The following is a 16,873-nucleotide window of genomic DNA, read 5'->3' as shown; positions in this document are numbered from 1 at the left end:
GGGCGCGCCGGTGGCGCGCCCGGCGCGCGATGCCGCGGCGCCGGGCCGGCGCGCGTCGCCGCCCACGGCCGGATCCGGCGCGGAGCCGGAATCGATGGTGACGAAGTCGAATTCGCTGGCAGCGTGACGCATCGGACTACCCTCCAGGGTGCGGTGGCGGGACGAGATCGACCAGTGACAGCCGGCTCTGTTCGATCATGTGTTCGAAGAACGTGTGTTCGATTTCTATCACGCCCCGGCGACAAAGTCACCCCTCGCACGACATATGTCGAACAGATGTTTGAAACCTGGCGATCGTCGGATTAGAGTCGGAACACGGCCACCGGCGAAGCCGGAGCACCAGCCCCACGGGCGAATTCACCTTCGCCGGGCCGGCGGCACGGCACGGCGCGACTCTGCCGGGAGCGCACCACACGTACACCGAGGAACGGAGGATGGCGACCGTGAGCGAACGGACGGCGGACGGACACGAGGGGCCGGCCATGCCGGCCACCGATGCCGACGGCGGCGAATCGCCCGGCACCGCAGCAGATCTCACCGCGCGGCAGCGAAAGGTACTGGAGGTCATCCGAACCTCGGTCAGCGACCGCGGCTACCCGCCCAGCATCCGGGAGATCGGCGACGCGGTCGGCCTGACCTCCACGTCGTCGGTCGCCCATCAGCTGCGCGCTCTGGAACGCAAGGGCTTCCTGCGCCGGGACCCCAACCGCCCGCGCGCCGTGGACGTTCGCGGCCTCGACGAGACGGCGGTGCGCGCCACCGGCACGGCCGCGGTGACCGCACTGCACCCGGTCGACACCGACGCCGGTTCCGAGCACCCGGTGCCGACCTACGTCCCCGTCCTGGGCCGGATCGCGGCCGGTGGGCCGATCCTGGCCGAGCAGGCGGTCGAGGACGTCTTCCCGCTGCCCCGGGAACTGGTCGGTGAGGGTTCGCTGTTCCTGCTGAAGGTCGTCGGTGAGTCGATGATCGACGCCGCGATCTGCGACGGCGACTGGGTCGTGGTCCGCCAGCAGAACGTCGCCGACAACGGCGACATCGTCGCGGCGATGATCGACGGCGAGGCGACGGTGAAGACGTTCAAGCGCACCGGCAAGGACGTCTGGCTGTTGCCGCACAACCCGCTGTTCGAACCGATCCCCGGTAACGACGCTCGCGTCCTCGGCAAGGTCGTCACGGTCATCCGCAAGATCTAGTAGCGGTCCGGTGAGCTCGCGGGACTAGCCGGTGGTCACCTCGGTGGCGGCACCGACGACGTGGGTCGTCACGTCACCGCGGGCCCGGTCCTCGCAGATCACCCGCACCCGGTGCCGCCCGGGCGGCAGCGCGCCGGAGTCCAGATCGGCGGTGCCGGCGCTGTCGACGGTCCGCCACGGCCCGTCGATGTCGTGGGCGGCGATCTGGCAGGAGTAGCCCGGTCGCTCGCCCTGCAGGTGCGCGGTGATCGTGGCGCCGCCCCGGTACGTCACCGCCGGCAGGGCACCGGCGGCGCCCGGTCCGGCGCTCACCCCGATCGCAACGACACCCGCGACCGAACCTGCGCACAGGGCGAGCCAGTGACGTCGAGTCATACCCCCATGGTGCCCCGCGCGCGCCCGTCCGGCGTGGACCTCACCGGGGTGTCGGGAGGCGCGCCGCTCAGCGGCGGAATCGCGCGCGTAGCTGCGGGTCGTTCTCCCACCACAGCCCGCTCGCGGCGGGTGTGGCCTCGGGTTCCGGGACCGCCGCCGCGTCCACGGCCGCCGTGGCGGCCGGAATCGGTTGCGCCGCATCGAGTTCGGCGTCGACCTCGGCGGCGCGCCGGCGTTCGTCCGAGGCCCAGGCCCGCATCAGCGACAGCAGGTACGGCAGACCCAGCACGTCGCCGAGCACCCAGATGATCCCGGCGCCGATGATCTGATCCATCCGCAGGTCGGGACCCCAGTGTCGGCCGACCTCGGTGTAGTAACCGGACGCGACCAGCGGGCCCATCCACAGCACCAGGCCCAGGATGCCGTCGGCCAGCGACTCGAAGATTGTGATCAGCAACGAGATTCCCTGCGAATACCGTTGCGGCACCGGGTCGACCTGCAGACGCGAGTAGAAGTAGCCGAACCCCACGGCCACCACCACGACCCGGCTCACCGCGTCGACGACACCGTGCCGCAGCACCGCCTCGTACCAGGGTGTCAGGAACAGCGCCCACGGCAGTACGAGCACGAAGACCGAACCGACCAGCGGATAGGTCAGTGTGCGGGCCCATTCCGAGTCCAGCAGCCGGTCCAGGCGCGCCTGCCCGCCCGGCCCGAGCGCGGCCCGCAGGACCGTGACCGGCCGGCCCTTGGCCAGTGCGAACGGCACCACGTAGAGCAGCAGCAGAATCTGCAGCGCCCGCACCCAGATCAGGGTCCCCGAATACGCTCCGACCACGCTGATCCCGGTCAGCAGCCACACCCCGAGGCCGGGACCGAGGAAGGCCGCCGCCTGCGTGCGTGCGACCGGGCTGCCGTTGCGGGCGGCTCGCCGCGCCGCCCAGCAGTAGCCGCCGGCGAGCGCCACGGTGAGTACCACCACCGAGGTGTCCCAGCGCCACGCTGTCAGCAGGGACGACAGGGTCAGCGGAGTCGACATCCAAGCCACGGGCCCAGTATCCCCGCGCCCGGGACGCGGCTGGAGCGCACCCCCGGCGGGTCAGGCGCGAGTGGGCGGCTTGCCAGGTTCCGGGATCTCCGCGCAGTGGGTGGCGGGGCGGGTGCCGACCTGTAGCGTGGCCGGCTGCGCGTGATCCACCTGCAGTGTGGTGTGTTCGATGTGGTGCTCGGATTCGAGCCAGTCGGCCAACTCGACGCGCACGGCGTGGCAGTCGCTACCGGGATCGACGAGGACGTGCGCGGAGAGCGCTGGCGAACCCGAGGTTATCTCCCAGATGTGCAGATCGTGGACCTCGACGACATTGTCCCGGGCGGCCATCGCGCGCCCGATCTGCCCGGGATCGACATCGGCGGGCGCGGCCTCGAGGAAGATCCGGCTGGAGGCCCGGACCAGCCCGGCCCCCGCCTTGATCATCAGCGCCACTACGACCAGGGTGGCGATGGCGTCGGCCCTCCCGAAGCCGGTCCACACCATCACCCCACCGGCGACCGCGGTGGCGACGAAGGCGAACAGGTCGGTGAGGATGTGCTGGAACGCCCCCTCCACATTGAGGCTGGTCCGGTCGGCGCGCGAGATCATCCAGGTGGCAACGAGATTGACCACGATGCCGATCAGCGCGGTGCTCAGCACCGCACCGCCGGTGACCGGCGGTGGCGAGATCAGGCGGCGGATCGCCTCGAAGCCCAGCCAGGCGGACAGCAGCAGCAGTGTGATCCCGTTCGCCTGCGCGGACAGGATCTCGACCCGGCGCCAGCCGAAGGTCATCCGGCCGGCCGGCGGCCGGGCGGCGAGCCGCATCGCCCACAGCGCCAGGGCGATCGAGGCGGCGTCGGTGAGCATGTGCGCGGCGTCGGAGAGCAAGGCCAGCGAACCTGCGGCAATACCGACGATCACCTCGCCACACATGAAGGCGACGATCAGCGCGAGGGCGCCGGCTAGCCAGCGCCGGTCCGCGTCGGCACCGGCGCCGTGCGTGTGCCCGGCGTGCCCGCCGTGACTGTGCGAGTGGCCTGCGCCCACCGTTTCACCCTTCCCTCGGTCCGTTACCACGGGCAATCATATGCACACATCGCTATGTGTACAAGCGGGTGGCTCCCGGCCCCCGACTTGACTTTTCCGGAGGTCGGCCCCACCATTTCCAGGTCAGCACCTCGCTAGGCGAGGCTCCTGTACGAACACAGGCCACTGATCCGACGACGTCGAGAGACGCCCAGGGTTAGGACAGATCTCCCCGGATTAAGGGGTGATCCGAAGTGGCTTCCCGAATCCGGGACACGTCGTACAGTGCCGAAGCTCTGACGAGAGGGGTGCTCGCCTACCGTTCCGGTGGGCGTTGTCCTCCATCGATGCTGATCCAGGGTGTAACGACGCGCACGTGCGTCTCGGCGGCAAGGAGGTGAGGGTACGAATGAAACCCGGCGATAGTCCGGCTTCGAGTCCGGTTCGAAAACCCCCCTCATCGTCGCCTGCCCGCCCAGGGCCCCGCGCCGCCTGAGTCCGGGAAACCGTAGCCATCCCACCCGCCGCCGTTCCGGCCGCGGGCCGGTGTACTGCTGCGCCCGTACTCGACCGCGTGATGCCCGTCGGCGGCAGCCCGCACCGAAGGAGCCGATCATGGCCTTCGTCACGCCGACCATCCGCGCCGCCGCACTGCGGACGGCCGTTTCCACCTCGGCCCGCCGCTTCTGGGCGCGCCACCACCTCACCGCCGCCGAGCGGCACAACCTGCGGGTCGCCATGAGCCCGGTCGCCGTCGTGACCGCCTCGCTCGGCGGCCACAGCCGGTAATCAGCTCCACCCGCTCCCCCCACACAGTTGTGGGCACGGTGCCGGGGACGCGGGACCGCGCGTGCGCGCGGTCACCGCATCACCCAGCTCGGTGTCCACCCTGTTCCGGATCCGTTCGAATCAGGAAGGGAGAGAACGGCAATGGCCTTCTTCTCCACCGGTGGCCGCCGCACCTCGGCCACCGCGACCGCCTCCGCCCCGGCCACCGAGGCCTCGACCGCGGTCATGGACAGCGCGCATGTCGGCGACATCGTCGGCGCGCTGGGCAGCATCGGTCAGCACGACACCCTCGAGGGCCGCAGCCGGTGGCAGCGGTTCCGCATGCTGCTCGCCGTGATCGGCCCCGGCCTGATCGTCATGGTCGGCGACAACGACGCGGGCGGTATCGCGACCTACGCCCAGGCCGGCCAGAACTACGGCATGGCCCTGGTCTGGACCCTGGTCCTGCTCGTCCCGGTGCTGTACGTGAACCAGGAGATGGTGGTCCGGCTGGGCGCCGTCGCCGGCGTCGGGCACGCGCGGCTGATCTTCGCGCGCTTCGGCAAGTTCTGGGGCGCCTTCAGCGTGGGCGACCTGTTCCTGGTGAACGCGCTGACCATCGTCACCGAATTCATCGGTGTCTCACTGGCTCTCGGCTATTTCGGGCTGCCGAAGACGATCGCGGTACCGCTGGCCGCGGTGGGCCTGTTCGCCATGGTGGCGGGCGGTTCGTTCCGGCGCTGGGAGCGGTTCCTGTTCGGGCTGATCGCGGTGAACATCGTGCTGTTCCCGATGGCGTTCCTGGTGCACCCGAGCTTCGCCACCAGCGCCCACGGCCTGGTCCCGTCGTTTCCCGGTGGCCTGAACTCGACGCTGCTGCTGCTGATCGTGTCGATCGTCGGCACCACCGTAGCGCCGTGGCAGCTGTTCTTCCAGCAGTCCAACATCATCGACAAGCGCATCACCCCGCGTTGGATCCGCTACGAGCGCATCGACCTGTGGGTCGGCATCGTCGTGGTGATGCTGGGTGCCGTGGCCATCATGGCCGCGACCGCGTTCGGGCTGGGTGGCACCGCGGCCTTCGGCGACTTCACCGACGCGGGCGCGGTGGCGCAGGCGCTGCACGACCACGCGGGCGGGTCGGTGGGCGCGCTGTTCGCGATCCTGCTGCTGGACGCCTCGCTGATCGGCGCCAACGCGGTCGGGCTGGCCACCACCTACGCCCTGGGCGACACCCTCGGCAAGCGGCACTCGCTGCACTGGAAGATCACCGAGGCCCCGGTGTTCTACGTGGGTTACGCCGCGCTGCTGCTGATCGCGGCTTCGGTGTCGTTCGCGCCGGACCACGTGCTGGGTCTGATCACCCAGGGTGTGCAGGCGCTGGCGGGTGTACTGCTGCCGTCGGCCACGGTGTTCCTGGTCCTGCTGTGCAACGACAAGGCGGTGCTCGGCCCGTGGGTCAACACCACGCGGCAGAACATCGTGGCCGGCATCATCGTCTGGGCGCTGGTGCTGCTGTCGCTGGCGCTGACCGCCTCGGTGTTCTTCGGCCACCTGACGGCGCGCACGATCGAGACCGGTTTCGGCGCGGGTGCGGTGATCGGGCTGCTGGGCGCCGGGGCCATCGCGGTGGCACGCGGCCGGGCCGAACGCCGGGCGGCGGTGCTGACCGCCGCCGAGCTCGGCGGCCTGGACCCCGGCCAGGTCGAGGAGCTCGACTCGACCCGGCTGTCCCGAGCCGAGCGCAAGAAGATCCTCGAGCAGGACCGGGACGCCTTCCGCACCCCGGCCCTGGACACGCTGGAACGGCCGGTGTTCTCCCCGCTGCGCGCGGGCGGCATGATCGCGCTGCGCGGCTATCTGGTGGTCGCGGTGACCCTGGTCGTGGTGAAGATCGTGCAGTCGATCGGCGGCTGAACCGGCCCACCGCGGCGGCCCCGGGCGTATTCGCCCGGGGCCGCTGTCGGTTTCGGGCCGGTCACGACTCTCGACGGCAAACCTTCAGCAAAGTAACATCAGGTTTCAATTTCCGTCGCACCGGCTACATATCAGTTAATGCAACAACCGGTCCCCGGATCGGTCGCCGATATTCCCTACTCGAGAGACATCGACCCTGTTCGAACTGTATCGAGAGAGGTGGCAATGACGCCGCATCGGAGACTTCGCGCGCAGCTCTACACGGTCTTATCGCTCAGCGGCATCATGTTCGCTATCGGCTCGTGGCACGGGTCGTCCCCAGCTCACGCCCTGCCCTTCCTGCACGACTGGGAAGGGGTCGCACGGTGTGAGAGCGGCGGTAATTGGCGAATCAATACCGGAAACGGATACTACGGCGGCCTGCAGTTCAGTCTGGCCACCTGGCGCTCCTACGGCGGATTCGGACTGCCCTCGGACAGCCCGAAGAACGAACAGATAAGGGTTGCCGAACTCGTGCTCGTGGGGCAGGGCGTCAAGGCATGGCCGGTTTGCGGCCGATTCTTGCGCGACGCCAATCCCCTGTCCTTTCTCAACACCGGGAGCGGATAAGTCCGAATTCACGGCGTGTATTACACCGGCGTTATCCGGATCCCGTCGGTAATGAATTTCGTCTGCGGCACAAACGCCTCCGCCCGGCCGGACGCGCGGCGCTTTCGACGAATCGGAGCGCGCGTCCGACCGGCAGATACGCCGTCGCGGTAATCTGGCATGGTTGCCAGTGCCGACAGGGGGCGGAGGTGCCAGACATAACCGCACACGAGACGTCCGACGTCGTAGCCCGGCGCTGGCGATCCGCACTGACCGAAACCGGGTTCGTCCCGATGACCGTGGCGGAGTTCGACACGCTCCTGGCGCACCTGCTCGCCACCCTGGTGAATGCCGTCCACTCCGAGCCGTTCGCGCCGCTGCCCGCCGCCGCCGTCGGCGCGGAGCTGGTCCGGCTCAACCTCACCGACCCGCGTGCGCTGACCGTCACCGCCCGCGCGCTCACCGAGGCGGCCGGATCCGGTCCCCGGCTGCCCGAGGTGGTGGCCGAGCTGGCCCGCGGGTACACCGAGGCCCTGCTGCGGGTCAGCACCCGCCGGACCGAGATGCTGCAGGCCGCGATGGCCGAGGCCCGGGAGGCGGCCGAGAAGCGCTTCCGCATCGTCTTCGACAACGCGGCCTTCGGGATCGCCATCGGCGACACCCGCGGGCGGCTGGTCGACGCGAACCCGACCCTGGTCGCCATGCTCGGCAAACCGCTCGCCGCCATACAGGGCAGTCTCATCTCCGGCCTGGTCTATCACGAGGACCGGGCCGGCGCGGTCGCGCGCATCGACGAACTGCTGGCCACGGGCGCCGGAACGGTCCGCATGCAGACCCGGTACCGGCGGGCCGATCTGCGGCTGGGCTGGGCCGAATGGGTAGCGACGCTGGCGCCCGCCACCGGCGGCCACGGCGCGTATCTGCTCGCGATCGGCGAGGACATCACACTGCGGCGGGCACAGCAGGACGAGCTGCAGCACGAGGCCCGCCACGATCCGCTGACCGGGCTGCCCAACCGGCGGCAGCTGGTGGACGTACTGACCGGGCTCATCGCCGCGAGCGATCCCACCGACCGGATCGGTGTGGGTTTCATCGACCTGGACGGATTCAAGACGGTCAACGACACTTTCGGCCACAGTGTGGGCGACCGCTTGCTGGCCGCGGCCGCCGACCGCCTCTCCACACATTCGGGTGACGCGATGCTGGCCCGCCTCGGTGGCGACGAATTCGTCATCCTGTTCTCCCCGCCCACCGATGCCGCGCAGATCAGCCGGGTGGTGGAGGCCCTGCTGGCCGCGCTGGTCGACCCGGTCCGCATCGACGAGCACCTGCTCACGATCTCGGCCTGCATCGGCGCGGTGGTGTCGACCGCGGTGGGTACGACGCCGGAGGAGTTGCTCGAAGCGGCCGACTCCGGGCTCTACCGGGCGAAGGCGGCGGGCCGTAACCGCTGGGTACTGCACAGTGTCGACACCACAGCCGGCGCGGGTCATGCAGGCGGCCCGGCGTGACGTCGGCCGGCTCGCCGGGGCCCGACTGGGCCGCCGACGCGATCGATCCGCAGATCCCGAGTCCGGCGCGCATCTACGACTACTTCCTGGGCGGCTTCGCGAACTTCGACATCGATCGCCGCATCGCGGCCCGGTTGTCGGCGATCCTGCCGGACGCGGCGCGGATCGCCCGGGCGAACCGGGCCCTGCTGCGCCGGGTGGTCCGGCACATGCTGGACGCGGGCATCGATCAGTTCCTCGACCTGGGCTCGGGTATCCCGGCGGCCGGGAGCGTGCACGAGATGGCGTGGGCGGTGAATCCGCTGGCCCGCGTCGCCTATGTCGACATCGACCCGGTCGCGGTGACGATGAGCCGGCGCCAGCTGGGTGCCGACCCGCGGGCCACCGCGGTGCGCGGGGATCTGATCGAGATCGACGAGATCCTGGAGAACGCCCAGATCCGCGGTGTGCTCGATTTCCGGCGACCGATCGCCGCCCTGCTGATCGGCGTCCTGCACCGGGTGCACGACGACGTGGCGGCCGAGCGGCTGGGCGCCCGGTTGTACGAGGTGATGGCCCCGGGCAGCCGGTTCGCGATCTCGCAGATCGGCCGGGCCGACGACGGCGACCGGGGCGAGCGAATCCAGGCGGTCAACCGGATCGTGATCGGGAAGGCGGACCGGTTGCGGTCCCCGGCGGAGATCGCCGCTCTGCTGTCGCGATTCACCCTGGTACCACCGGGCGTGGCGCGCGTGTCGGCCTGGCATGCGGAGCCCGAGCAGCCGGCGCCGGCGCCGCCGGTCCTGGACGGTTATGTGGCGGTCGGGCTACGGGAATGACGAAATGGCCCGTACCGCAGTGCGATACGGGCCATTCATGCCGAATTACGGGATTCAGACTACGATTCCGATAACCGCGGCGACTGCCCCGAGAGCCAAGCCGACCAGACCGACGATCACTAGTTCCGCCCTTCTGTTGCATTTCGGGATCGAGAACTGCACGGGCGGTATCGGTTACGCGCCCGAGCGGGCACGCTATCATGCTCAGCGGATCCGCCGGTCGTTGCGGACCGTTGCAGAATCACGCCGCTGATGTCGCGGGCGGCGGTGCAGTCTCACCACATGGAAATCACAATTCCCAGCAGATTGTAGAGCCCAGTGAGAAGCGTGCCGACAAGACTTGACAGCATCACTGTTACTTCCTTTCGCCCTAGTGTCGCGGCCATCTACTCATGATTCGGAGCCGACAACCGGACGTATGGGGCGAAGCGCTCAAAACCAGCCGAAGTTGCCGACGGCCCACTTCGCGTATTCGTCTTCGACCGCATTCCACAGGTCGTGCCACGTTTCGGGTAGCGCATGCCGCAGCACCGGCAGCGCCGGTTCCCGGCCGATGCGGAACGAGATCATGCCCGGCGGCAGGATCAGCGGCCGGTCGGCGTCGCCCCAGACCATGCCGGGATCGGCGACCCGCGGGTCACGCACGCCCTTCACCCGGATCGATGCCGGGGATTCCGCGGTCGCGAACCATTTGGCCCATCGACCGTCGGCCAGCTCGGTGTGAAACAGCCATCGGATGCCACCGCCACTGGATACGATCATGTCGGTCGCAATCGGGCGATCGCAGAATGCGGAACAATGCTCCGGTGGGCCGCCCGCGACTCGGCGCGAGACCCCATGCCCATGGCCCCCATCATCGGCACCGCCGCACTCCTCACGTGTCGACGTTAACCGACCGCAACGTTTCCCCACCAGCGTTCTCGCACGGCAGTGCAATTTCTCGCAGTGGCACGACTGCGCCACTTCTGTCCCATCGAGGTAACGAAAGTACCTCGGGCAGGCGGATGCCCGCCATCGGGATCTCGAATCCGTTGTGCCGCCGTCACAATCGCCGCACCCATCAGGTCGCTTGACCAGTCATTAGTCAGACTGGCTATCACTGCGAGGCCGGCTCCGGCCGGGATCAGTCAGCCGATTCGACTCTGGAGGAGTGCGATGCGTTCACTCAATCGCCGACACGCTCTGGCCGTTCTCGCCGGCGGTGCCGCCGCTCTGGCCGTCCCGTGGTCGCGCGCCGGTGCGCGCCCGCTCGCACCGACGGAGATCGCCCCGCTCGGCTCCGACTTCATGTGGGGTGTGGCAAGCGCCGGCTTCCAGTGCGAAGGCCATGCGCCCGACAGCAATTGGTCGCGCTATGTGCAGCAGCAGCCCTGGCAGTACGAGCCCGTCCGCGACTCCGTCGACTTCTACACTCGGTACAGCTCCGATATCGACCTGGCCGTGGGCTTGGGCGTGAACGTCTACCGGATCAGCGTCGAGTGGGCCCGCGTCCAGCCCCGCCGCGGCGTCTGGGACGAGGACGGATTCGCCTTCTACGACGCGGTTCTCGACACCCTGGCCGCGGCCGGCATCCGCCCGATGCTGACCCTGGACCACTGGGTGTACCCGGGCTGGGCCGCCGACCGCGGCGGCTGGGGGCACCCGGACATGGTCGGCGACTGGCTGGCCAATGCGCGAAAAGTGGTGGACCGCTACGCCTCCCGCAATCCGCTGTGGGTCACGTTCAACGAGTCGACGATCTACACCCAGATCGAGGTGGCCAACCTCACCCTCCCGCTGACCTCGGCCCCGATGATGCAGCAGGGAGTCGACTACGCGCACAACACGATCTACGACTACATCCACCAGGTCCAGCCCGGTGCCATGGTGACCATGAACATCGCCTTCACCACCGGCACCACCGAGCCGGTTTTCAACGGCCTGCTGTTCGATCCGGCGTCGCGGCATCTCGACTACATCGGCATCGACTACTACGACGGGTTCAGCGCGGGCACGCTGCCGCCGTTCACGCCGGGCCCGCTCGGCAAGGCGTGGCAGAAGAACCGGCAGCCCGAAGGCGTGTACTACGCGCTGAGCTACTACGCGAACCGGTATCCCGGCCTGCCGCTCTACATCGTCGAGAACGGCATCGCCACCCAGAACGGGCTCCCCCGCCCGGACGGGATCACCCGGGCCGACGACCTGCGCGACACCGTCTATTGGCTCCAGCGCGCCAAGGCCGACGGCTTCGACGTCATCGGCTACAACTACTGGAGCATCACCGACAACTACGAATGGGGTAGCTACGACCCGCGTTTCGGGCTCTACACCGTCGACGTGGTGAACGATCCGTTCCTGACCCGCCGGCCCACCGACGCCGTCGCGGCGTATTCGGCCATCACCCGCAACGGTGGCGTCCCCGCCGATTTCCGGCCGGCGCACCGGCCGGTGGACTGCTCCTGGGCGAACCTGCCCGACAGTTGCTCCGACCCGGTCCGGTTACCCGATTCGTAAGCGGCTCAACAGAACCCGGGCACAGTCTCCCACGCCTGCGGCACCTCTGCCGCGCCAGCGCGCTGGACGGTCGCCTCGATCAGGCCGTAGGGCCGGTCCGCGGCGAAGAACACCTCGTTGGGGTTGTCCAGCCCGAACGGCGCGAGATCGACGGCGAAGTGATGCTTGTTCGGGCACGACAGCTTGATCTCGGCGACCTCGGGGCAGGCCTCGAGGATCGCCGTGCCGATGGCGAACATGGTCTGCTGCAACGCCAGTGAGTGCACGCTCGCGAAGGTCCGCAAGGCCAGATCGACGATCTCGGCGTGCCGGGCGTTGAAGTCGACCTCGGTGTGGGCGTAGCGCCAGCGCGCGGTGATCGAGGTGGCCAGGATCCGGTCGTCGGTCTCGGCCAGGGTGGTGTATCGGTCGCGCGGGAAGCCGTGGAACTCCGAACCGGTCGACTTCAGCACCACGCAATCGGTGAATCCCGCTATCACCCAGGTGTTCTCGCCTGCCGTCTGCACCACGGCGGTGCGCACGAGCCGGCCGCCGCGCACGAACGCGTGGTCGTGCGGGGCGCCGTCGACCACGATCCGGTCCCAGCCGTATTCCTCGGCCGCCCACCGTCCGCCGGTCAGCCAGTCGTAGGAGACGGTGAAGTGCCGGGCGAGCGCGAGCAGGAACTCCTCCGGCGAGGCCACCCCGATCTCCTTGGCCAGGGCGTAGACGATGTTCTTCTGGGTGTCGGTGGCCACGACGAGCGAGTTGTCGCCTGCCGCATAGCAAGCCGAGAAGTCTCCGCGCAGCTGCGAGGTGACGTTCAGATCGATGATCCGGTGCACGGGGGTGTCGCGCACGATCCGCACCAGGCGGACCTCGGCCTTGCCGTACTGGTTCGCGCCCAGTACGACGGCGCCGGGGGCGGCCGGCTCCGATCCGGTCGATGTCATAGGCGATCTCCCTCGGCTGATGGGTGCGCGGCTGCGATCCCGCCATCGTAGGAACAGCGGGTCACCAACGGTGGACATCGGTGTCACGCGCCGGTGTCGGGTGCGACGCAGCCGAGGCGCGCGATCGTCCGAAACAACAGACAAAAGGAACTGTTCGAGCAGAACGAATTCGCTCCACCAAATTCGTTTTCCGGGCAGCGAATACCGACCGATCAGTAGTGCACGTTATTTATTCTATTGAATTCCTTCGATCGCTTTACGCTCCGTCATCGGCGGCTTTAAGGTTTGATCTCGAGCTAGTTCATCAGATCGAGATCAGAAATTATTCCTTACCAGGTGCCGTACCGCACCCCTGTCGTAGCTGCTTGCCGAGGAGTCTCGTGATCCGCAGAAGAATGCTGTCCGCCGCCGGAGTGCTCGTCACAACCCCGCTGGTCCTGGCCGTGCCGCCACCGGCGACGGCCAGTGCGCACGGCTATATCTCGTCCCCGCCCAGCCGCCAGGCGCAGTGCGCTTCCGGCGTAGTGTCGTGCGGCCCAGTGCAATACGAGCCGCAGAGTGTGGAGGGCCCGAAGGAACTGCACAATTGCAGCGCCGACAAATATCCGGAACTCGACGACGACAGCAAGGGCTGGGCGGCAACGAAGGTCGGCAACAGCGTGGATTTCTCGTGGACCTTCACCGCTAATCACCGGACCTTGAATTGGCAATATTTCATCGGCGACACCCTGCTCACCACCATCGCGGGAAACAATGAACAGCCACCGATGTCCGGCGTGACCCATCATGTCGATCTGGGCTCCTTCACCGGGAAGCAGAAATTACTCGCCGTCTGGAATATCGGCGACACAGCGAATGCCTTCTACAGCTGCGTCGACCTGGACATCGCAGGCGGAACGGGGACCACGCCGCCGACTACGACTCCGGTGGTCACCACCACCCCCACCACACCGTCGGCCACCACCACACCGTCGGCCACCACGACGCCCCACCGGTCACGCCCGCGGCCCACGACCACCACCGCGCAGCCCACCACCACCCAGCCCACCCCTGGCGCCTGGCGGGTCGGCGCGCACTACGCCGTCGGCGACACCGTCACCTACGACGACATGACCTACCGCTGCCTGCAGGAGCACACCGTCTACGACCCGAGCTGGACGCCCGAGGCCGCGCCCGCGCTGTGGCAGATGGTGATGTGACGCCGGTCGCCGTGCCCCGCGTCCGGGGCACGGCGGCCGTCTGTGAGGATCGCTGCATGCGCGCACTCGCCGAACTCCCCTTCGCCGCACACCTCGAGCCGGCCTCGGGCCCGGTCGCCGACGGCGACTACGAGTGCAAACGGTTCAACGGTGACGAGTACAAGGAACCGGACCTGCGCGGTATCCGGTTCTCCGAATCGGTGCTCACCGACCTCACGTTCGCCGGCGGCCTGCTGCTGCACGGCCGCTTCCACGATGTCTGGCAGCGCAATGTCACCATGACCGGCACCTCGCTGGCCGATACGTCGTGGCGCGACACCGAACTCGGCGAATGCGCCTGGAACGGGGTGGAGGCCCCGGGCGCGGAGCTGCGCCGGGTCGAGTTCGCCGGCTGCAAGCTCGACCACGTGAACTTCCGCGGCGCCACCCTGGACAAGGTCGTCTTCCGCGACTGCGTGCTGCGCGACCCGGACTTCGCGGGCGCCCGCCTGTCCGGGGTCACCTTCCCCGGTTCCCGGGTCGAGGGCCTCGCACTCACCAAGGCCACGTTGAAGCAGGTCGATTTCCGGGGCGCGCACAGCATCGGCGTCAGCGCGGGATTCGAGGCGCTGCGCGGCGCGATCATCGACCACGAGCAGCTGCTGTCCCTGGCCCCCACCCTGGCCGCCGCACTCGGCCTGATCGTCGAGGACTGAGCGCTGTCCAAGCCGAACACTCACGCGGACAGGCGATTATCGGCCGCCAGCCCGGCCAGCGCCGCGGGCAAGGGCCGCCGGTGCAGCACGCCGAGGCGCTGGGTGGCGCGGGTGAGCGCCACGTAGAGTTCCGCCGCGCCACGCGGGCCGTCGGCCAGGATGCGGTCCGGATCCACGACCAGCACCGCGTCGAACTCGAGTCCCTTGGTCTGCGCGGCGCTCACCGCCCCCGGCACGTCCGGCGGCCCGATCACCACACTTGTGCCCTCCCGCCCCGCTTCGTCGCGCACGAATTCCGCTACCGCATCGGCGATTTCGTCGTCGGCGACCTGCCGCGACCAGGGTTGCACCCCGCAGGCGCGCACCGATTCCGGCGGCCGCACGCCGGGCGCGAACTCTGCCAGCACCGCGCCCGCCACCGCCATGATCTCCGCGGGCGTACGGTAGTTCACCGTCAGCCCCCGGTAGGCCCAGCGGCTGGGAACGTACGGTTCCAGCATCGCGCCCCACGCGGTCGCACCCGCTGCCGAACGCCGTTGCGCGAGATCACCCACGATCGTGAAGGACCGGCCGGGGCAGCGGCGCATCAGCACCCGCCAGTCCATTTCCGACAGCTCCTGCGCTTCGTCGACCACGATGTGCCGGTAGGTCCAGTCCCGGTCCGCCGCAGCACGTTCGGCGAGTTCGCGGGTGTCGCGCTCGACGAACCGGTCGGCGAGGTCCGAACCGTAGAGCAGGTCGGTGGCGAACAGATGGTCCTCGTCGTCCATCATGTCCGCGCGGCCGACCATGAGGTCCAATACCCCACTGGCATAGGCGATCTCGGCGGCCCGCTCCCGTTCGGCGGTCGGGTCGACGGGGCGGTCGCCGCCCAGCAGTTCGGCCAGTTCGTCGAGCAGCGGCACGTCCGACACCGTCCACGCCGCGCCGTCGGCCCGCGCCAGCACCGGGTCGGCACCGGCCGCCCGCAGTCGCTCGGGCGACGAATACAGCTGCGCCAGCAGCGTTTCCGGGGTGAGGATGGGCCAGAACTCGTCCAGTGCGGCAAGGAAGGCGGCGTCCTCGGCGAGTTCGGTGCGCAGGTCCGCGCACAGGTTGTCCCAGGCCTCCCGGTCGTCGCGGGTCAGCCAGCCCCGGCCGATCCGCGCCGCGGCCCGCTCGGTCAGCACGTAGGCGACGATGTCGGTGAACACGGCACGCGCCTCGTTGTGCGGCTGCCCGCTCCCCCGCGCCTCCTCGCGGGCCCAGCTCACGATGTCGGCGTCGAGGCGCAGCACCACGTCGCGCAGTTCGACGGTCACCGGCGCCTCGGGCAGCCGTTGCCGGTCGGCGACCGCGGCCGCCAGCACGTCCACCATGGCCAGCGAGCCCTTCACCCGCGCGGCCGCCGGGGAGTCCTCGGCGGTGACGTGCAGCCCGGGCACGAGGTCGCCGGTGGTCGTGAACACCACGTTCGATTCGCCCAGCGAGGGCAGCACGCGGCTGATGTGGTGCAGGAACGCGGGATTGGGCCCGACCACGAGCACGCCGTGCCGTTCCATCCGCTCCCGCTGGGTGTAGAGCAGGTAGGCGACTCGGTGCAGCGCTACCACGGTCTTCCCGGTGCCCGGGCCGCCCTCGATCACCAGGACCCCGGGATGGTCGAGCCGGATGATCTCGTCCTGTTCGGCCTGGATGGTGGCCACGATATCGCGCATGCCCTCGCCGCGCGGCGCGTTCACCGCCGCGAGCAGCGCGGCGTCGCCGTGCTCGCCCGTGCCCGGCCGGCCCAGCACCTCGTCCGTGAAGGCGACGACTTGCCTTCCGCGGCTGTGGAATTGGCGGCGCCGCCGCATGTGTTCCGGATTGGCGGCGGTGGCGACGTAGAACGGCCGGGCCGCGGGCGCCCGCCAGTCGAGCAGCAGCGGTTCGAAGTCGTTCTCCTCGTCGAAGAGACCGATCCGGCCGATGTAGGAGTGCTCCCCCGATTCGGCGTCCAGCCGCCCGAAGCACAGTCCGTGGTCGGCGACGTCGAGGCGCCGGGCCTGCTTCGCCAGCGCGCGCACCTCGACGTCGCGATCGACGAGATCCTGCCCGTTGCCCCGCAGCGCCGCCGCGTAGCGCCGCTTCACCTGGGCGCGCTCGGCGTCCAGCCGGGCCTGCAGGCCCGCCACGTAGTTCTGTTCGGTTCGCAGTTCGTCTTCGTATCCGTCGGTTGCCACACGACTCCTGTTTCCGCTGGTCATTTGCTTCGGCCAGCGATTGTGCGCCATCACCCGGGCCTTGCCGCAAGCCCCGGTGTGCGTTGTATGGTGAAAGGGGCAGGGGAATCGGTCCCGGGTT

The 16,873-nt window shown here is 69.1% G+C and carries 15 protein-coding genes and 1 riboswitch; of the genes, 9 read left to right on the top strand and 6 right to left on the bottom strand.

Annotated features, from left to right (window positions below; translation table 11 throughout):
- Window positions 1-482 precede the first annotated feature (482 nt).
- Window positions 483-1,196 (top strand): transcriptional repressor LexA, encoded by a 714-nt coding sequence (gene lexA, locus EBN03_RS29820; protein ID WP_122191503.1) that lies wholly within the window; start codon window positions 483-485, stop codon window positions 1,194-1,196.
- A gap of 24 nt (window positions 1,197-1,220) precedes the next feature.
- On the opposite strand, the gene EBN03_RS29815 is transcribed toward lexA, so the two are convergent.
- From EBN03_RS29815 to EBN03_RS29805, 3 genes are all read right to left on the bottom strand, one after another.
- The gene (locus tag EBN03_RS29815; protein WP_147471751.1) at window positions 1,221-1,571 is read right to left on the bottom strand and encodes a hypothetical protein; all 351 of its coding nucleotides are present in this window, start codon (window positions 1,569-1,571) and stop codon (window positions 1,221-1,223) included.
- Between the two features lie 67 nt (window positions 1,572-1,638).
- Window positions 1,639-2,610: a cytochrome c oxidase assembly protein gene (locus EBN03_RS29810; protein WP_122191479.1), complete on the bottom strand. Its 972-nt coding sequence runs from the start codon at window positions 2,608-2,610 to the stop codon at window positions 1,639-1,641.
- Between the two features lie 60 nt (window positions 2,611-2,670).
- A complete protein-coding gene (locus EBN03_RS29805) occupies window positions 2,671-3,651 on the bottom strand; it encodes a cation diffusion facilitator family transporter (protein WP_122191478.1) in 981 nt (326 codons plus the stop codon).
- A gap of 123 nt (window positions 3,652-3,774) precedes the next feature.
- Window positions 3,775-3,945: riboswitch (M-box (ykoK) riboswitch) on the top strand.
- A 300-nt stretch (window positions 3,946-4,245) separates the two neighbouring features.
- Here EBN03_RS29805 and EBN03_RS34715 point away from each other — a divergent pair.
- The 5 genes from EBN03_RS34715 to EBN03_RS29785 all read left to right on the top strand — a co-directional run bounded on the left by EBN03_RS34715 (window position 4,246) and on the right by EBN03_RS29785 (window position 9,232).
- Window positions 4,246-4,419, top strand: a complete 174-nt coding sequence (locus tag EBN03_RS34715) for a hypothetical protein (RefSeq protein ID WP_199743023.1) — start codon at window positions 4,246-4,248, stop codon at window positions 4,417-4,419.
- A 141-nt stretch (window positions 4,420-4,560) separates the two neighbouring features.
- Complete coding sequence (locus tag EBN03_RS29800; RefSeq protein WP_407671267.1) at window positions 4,561-6,315, top strand: NRAMP family divalent metal transporter; 1,755 nt, start codon at window positions 4,561-4,563, stop codon at window positions 6,313-6,315.
- A 225-nt stretch (window positions 6,316-6,540) separates the two neighbouring features.
- Window positions 6,541-6,924, top strand: a complete 384-nt coding sequence (locus EBN03_RS29795; protein ID WP_122191477.1) for a transglycosylase family protein — start codon at window positions 6,541-6,543, stop codon at window positions 6,922-6,924.
- A 188-nt stretch (window positions 6,925-7,112) separates the two neighbouring features.
- Window positions 7,113-8,414 carry a sensor domain-containing diguanylate cyclase gene (locus EBN03_RS29790; RefSeq protein ID WP_158675782.1) on the top strand — a complete coding sequence of 434 codons (1,302 nt, stop codon included), beginning with the start codon at window positions 7,113-7,115 and terminating at the stop codon, window positions 8,412-8,414.
- Window positions 8,411-9,232 carry an SAM-dependent methyltransferase gene (locus tag EBN03_RS29785; RefSeq protein WP_158675781.1) on the top strand — a complete coding sequence of 274 codons (822 nt, stop codon included), beginning with the start codon at window positions 8,411-8,413 and terminating at the stop codon, window positions 9,230-9,232. The genes EBN03_RS29790 and EBN03_RS29785 overlap by 4 nt, the downstream gene beginning before the upstream one ends.
- A gap of 432 nt (window positions 9,233-9,664) precedes the next feature.
- On the opposite strand, the gene EBN03_RS29780 is transcribed toward EBN03_RS29785, so the two are convergent.
- Window positions 9,665-9,994, bottom strand: a complete 330-nt coding sequence (locus tag EBN03_RS29780; protein ID WP_122191474.1) for a hypothetical protein — start codon at window positions 9,992-9,994, stop codon at window positions 9,665-9,667.
- Between the two features lie 393 nt (window positions 9,995-10,387).
- Here EBN03_RS29780 and EBN03_RS29775 point away from each other — a divergent pair, with 393 nt between their 5' ends.
- On the top strand, window positions 10,388-11,725 hold the full coding sequence (locus EBN03_RS29775) for a family 1 glycosylhydrolase (RefSeq protein ID WP_122191473.1): 1,338 nt from the start codon (window positions 10,388-10,390) through the stop codon (window positions 11,723-11,725).
- Between the two features lie 5 nt (window positions 11,726-11,730).
- Here the strand turns inward: EBN03_RS29775 and pucL are convergent, their stop codons facing one another.
- Window positions 11,731-12,657, bottom strand: a complete 927-nt coding sequence (gene pucL / locus EBN03_RS29770; protein WP_122191472.1) for a factor-independent urate hydroxylase — start codon at window positions 12,655-12,657, stop codon at window positions 11,731-11,733.
- Between the two features lie 380 nt (window positions 12,658-13,037).
- Between pucL and EBN03_RS29765 the strand changes: the two genes are divergently transcribed.
- Both EBN03_RS29765 and EBN03_RS29760 read left to right on the top strand, forming a co-directional pair.
- Window positions 13,038-13,856: a lytic polysaccharide monooxygenase gene (locus EBN03_RS29765; RefSeq protein ID WP_233608728.1), complete on the top strand. Its 819-nt coding sequence runs from the start codon at window positions 13,038-13,040 to the stop codon at window positions 13,854-13,856.
- Window positions 13,857-13,912: 56 nt separating this feature from the next.
- Window positions 13,913-14,551, top strand: a complete 639-nt coding sequence (locus tag EBN03_RS29760; protein ID WP_122191470.1) for a pentapeptide repeat-containing protein — start codon at window positions 13,913-13,915, stop codon at window positions 14,549-14,551.
- 20 nt (window positions 14,552-14,571) lie between these two features.
- Here EBN03_RS29760 and helR read toward each other — a convergent pair whose 3' ends face one another.
- Window positions 14,572-16,752, bottom strand: a complete 2,181-nt coding sequence (helR, locus tag EBN03_RS29755) for an RNA polymerase recycling motor ATPase HelR (RefSeq protein WP_199743022.1) — start codon at window positions 16,750-16,752, stop codon at window positions 14,572-14,574.
- Window positions 16,753-16,873 lie beyond the last annotated feature (121 nt).

Origin of the sequence: Nocardia stercoris (genome assembly GCF_003696265.1) — a bacterium.
In the GTDB taxonomy this organism is placed as follows: domain Bacteria; phylum Actinomycetota; class Actinomycetes; order Mycobacteriales; family Mycobacteriaceae; genus Nocardia; species Nocardia stercoris.
Note: the sequence above shows the minus strand (reverse complement) of the source record. Positions and strands in the feature narration are given on the sequence as shown.